This is a genomic window from Dehalococcoides sp. (assembly GCF_041654235.1).
Classification (GTDB): Bacteria; Chloroflexota; Dehalococcoidia; order Dehalococcoidales; family Dehalococcoidaceae; genus Dehalococcoides; species Dehalococcoides mccartyi_B.
On record NZ_JBAZDW010000102.1, the window covers coordinates 1 to 3,376 of the forward strand.

Below are 3,376 nucleotides of genomic sequence, written 5' to 3' on the forward strand. Positions count from 1 at the left end.
CACCGTCCAGCATTATTTCAGTTCGCTTGAAGAAAACGAACCGACTTCAGCCTGGATGGGAGCCCTGATATTCGGTATCATTTTTCTGATACTGGCTGCGCTTGATTGGCAGCTTATCATCCGTCACAAAAAAGTAGCCTAGTACCGGCTGCATTATCGGTGTCTGACAGGGGAGGTTTAACCTCCCCTGTTTTTTTCTCTAAATCTTTTTAACCTGTTGTATCAAGCCGTATTGCCTGTATTAATCTGGACATTCTAAAAGCGGATATTCATATGTGGCGGCTGGTTTTGACATTTAATAGTTAAGCATATAAAATATTAAGTAACTAAACAATACAGGAGGTAAAATGATAAGGCAAAAAGTTATTGAAGACATTCATAATGACATGTGCCTTATAAAGCACAATATATTCTCAGTTGCCCATACTGCAGGAGACGTTTTGGCGCTTGGCCATACTCAGCTAATGGTACTGAGAGCAGTAGAAAAAAATAAAGGCACAGGCATCAAGGACTTAGCCAACCTACTCAATATCAGTCCCAGTGCAGTTACCCAAATCGTAGACGGTTTGGTAGAGAAAGGGCTGCTCACTAGAGAGATGGATTTAAAAGACCGACGGGCTATCTCACTCAGCCTTACGGCGGAGGCATCGGGAAGGATAGTGGAAATAAAGAAACAGACTACATTAAAAATAGTCGCAGCCTTTGATGCCCTGAACGATGATGAGTTGGCTATGTTTGCGCTATTAAATAAAAAACTGGCAGAAAAGATTACAGGAAACTAGGGAGACAAATCATTAGTGAAAAAGGGTAATAAACTATTTATTCTTTTGGGCGTCATACTGTCAATGATGCTGGCTTCGCTGGACCAGACCATTGTGGCTACAGCTATGCCCAAAATAGCCACTGAACTTAACGGTCTTTCTCATCTAAGCTGGGTTTTTACCGCTTATATGTTAAGCTCTACAGTCACAGTACCCATTTACGGCAAACTTTCTGATATCTTCGGGCGGAGGCCGCTCTACCTGATAGGTATCGGTATTTTCCTTCTGGGCTCTGTGCTCTCCGGTCTGGCTCAGGATATGACCCAGCTTATCCTCTTCCGCGGCTTGCAGGGTATCGGCGGCGGTGCCATGATGGTTAACTCCATGGCACTGGTCGGTGATATATTCTCCCCGGCCGAACGGGGTAAATGGCAGGGTGTGCTGGGCGGTGTCTTTGGTCTTACCGCGGTAGCCGGTCCTTTGCTGGGCGGCTGGATAACCGATGCCTTCAGCTGGCACTGGATTTTCTATATAAATATCCCGGTTGGCATTGCCGCCATGGTAGTGCTGGCTATGGCTATTCCTCCTATAAAGCACAAAATCAAAGACCGCTCTATAGACTTTCTGGGTGGTGCCCTATTGATTGTGGGGTTGGTGCCCCTGCTTCTGGCCTTTGTCTGGGGCGGCAGCCAGTATGCCTGGAACTCAGTGCAGATATTAGGGCTGTTTGGCATTGCCCTGATTGCTCTTTTCAGCTTTGTCATGGTGGAGCGCAGGGTAAAAGAACCGGTGCTTTCAATGGGGTTATTTAAAACCCGCATATTTTCAGTTTCGGCTATAACCTTGTTCCTTACATCTATGGGCATGTTCGGGGCACTTTTATACATCACGGTCTTTGCTCAGGGAGTAATTGGTGTATCCGCTACTTCTTCAGGTCTTATACTTGCTCCCATGATGCTTTCAATGGTCGTTTCTTCAGCTATAAGCGGACAGATAATCTCCCGTACCGGCAACTACAAAAAGCTGGCGGTCGGGGGTGTGGCTCTGGCAACTGTTGCCATGTTTGTCTTTTCATTTGTAGGTATAAATACTACCAATACCCAGCTGGTAATGTGCATGATACTGCTCGGTCTGGGTTTGGGTGTTACCATGCCTATATTTACCATTGCCGTACAGAATGCTTTCAGCCACAAGCAGTTAGGTGAAGTAACGGCCGGCACCCAGCTCTTCAGGAGTATAGGCGGTACTGTCGGCGGTGCTCTGCTGGGCGGCGTTATGAATGCCAAACTGGCCTCCCAGCTGACTGATATTGCCAATGAACCCTTTGTGGAGCTTATGGGTCAACTTAATCCTACCGGTATTCCTACCGCTATAGACGGCAATACAATACAGGCATTTTTATCAACCGATGGCCAAACTCAAATATATCAGCTTATCAGTCAGGCTCCGGCGGCCATTCAAGACCAGCTAACCGTTTCGTTTGACCATTTGCTGGTAACTTTGAAGACTGCGTTCAGCAATTCCATAGATCAGGTCTATCTTATCGGGGCAATGCTGATGTTTGTTGCTCTGGTGGTGGTATTCTTTATGCCTCAGATAACCCTTCGGAAGACTAACCACCCGCCCCTTGAAGAGGCTGGAGTGGGTTTGGAAATTCAGCTGGGACAATCTGACAAAAATAATGAACCTCGCTTGTAGTTCGGTTTTACCATAACAAGTTCAGGTTAAGCTGCTTCGGGTTTCAGATAATTTAAAGGGGGGATTAGTTCCCCCCTTTATTTTCAGGTGATGGCGGTATCTTGCATGTTCCCTTAAATTTTTACAGACGGTTTCGGTTCTTTTGGATATAATAAAGGGGTGAAAACTTTACTGATTTTCCCGCCCCAGTGGATTCCTTACCAGCCGTATCTCAGCCTGCCTTCACTTACGGCCTATCTGAAGGAACACGGCGTAGATACAGTTCAGTATGACTTCAATCTTGAAGCTTACAAGGTCTTCTTTTCAGAGGAATACTTACGAAGTCTGAAGTCAGGCCTGAATGCCGAATTTAAACGTCTTGATTCTTCACGGAGCTTGTCCCCGGTTGATCAGCAATACTACAATGACCTCTTTATAGCTAATACATCTCTGGAGAGGGTGGCAGGCGGGATTTCGCAGGCTAAAAAAGTCTTTCATGATAAAAATCGCTATTATGACCCTGACACACTCGCACAGGCTCGGGAAACTTTAAATCAGGCCATGGCCATAATCTCTACTGCCCACTTCCCTACCCGGGTAGACCTGAGCTCTTTTGAGATGGGTGCTTACCTGCGGTCTTACCGGGATATAAAAGACAGTACCGCGGATAATGAACAGAACCCCTATATCAAACTTTGCCGGGAAAAACTGCTGCTTTTTGTGTCTGAATGCTGCCCGGATATTATCGGCATTTCTGTTGCCGGTGACAGCCAGCTGCTCCCGGCACTTACTTTAGCCCGTCAGCTCAAATCGGCAAACCCCCAAGTGCATATAGTAATCGGAGGGTATATTGTCAGTCTGCTAGCGGATGTAATAGCCCGTCATGAAGAGCTTTTTAAGCTTTTCTTTGACAGTGCGGTGGTTAATGAGGGTGAGCA

The 3,376-nt window shown here is 46.3% G+C and carries 3 protein-coding genes and 1 pseudogene; all 4 read left to right on the plus strand.

Annotated elements, in window-relative coordinates; genetic code table 11:
* A pseudogene (locus WC259_RS08105) lies at positions 1-142 on the plus strand (dehalogenase); the annotation flags it as partial.
* 205 nt (positions 143-347) lie between these two features.
* Positions 348-782, plus strand: a complete 435-nt coding sequence (locus WC259_RS08110) for a MarR family winged helix-turn-helix transcriptional regulator (protein WP_058316842.1) — start codon at positions 348-350, stop codon at positions 780-782.
* 15 nt (positions 783-797) lie between these two features.
* Positions 798-2,459 carry an MDR family MFS transporter gene (locus tag WC259_RS08115; protein WP_372644198.1) on the plus strand — a complete coding sequence of 554 codons (1,662 nt, stop codon included), beginning with the start codon at positions 798-800 and terminating at the stop codon, positions 2,457-2,459.
* Between the two features lie 159 nt (positions 2,460-2,618).
* Positions 2,619-3,376 (plus strand): cobalamin B12-binding domain-containing protein (locus WC259_RS08120; protein WP_372644202.1); only part of this gene is annotated, 758 nt, incomplete at its 3' end.

Coding starts and splice junctions, on each gene's coding strand:
- WC259_RS08110 (WP_058316842.1), top strand. CDS start 348: ATGATAAGGCAAAAAGTTATTGAAGACATTCATAATGACATGTGCCTT.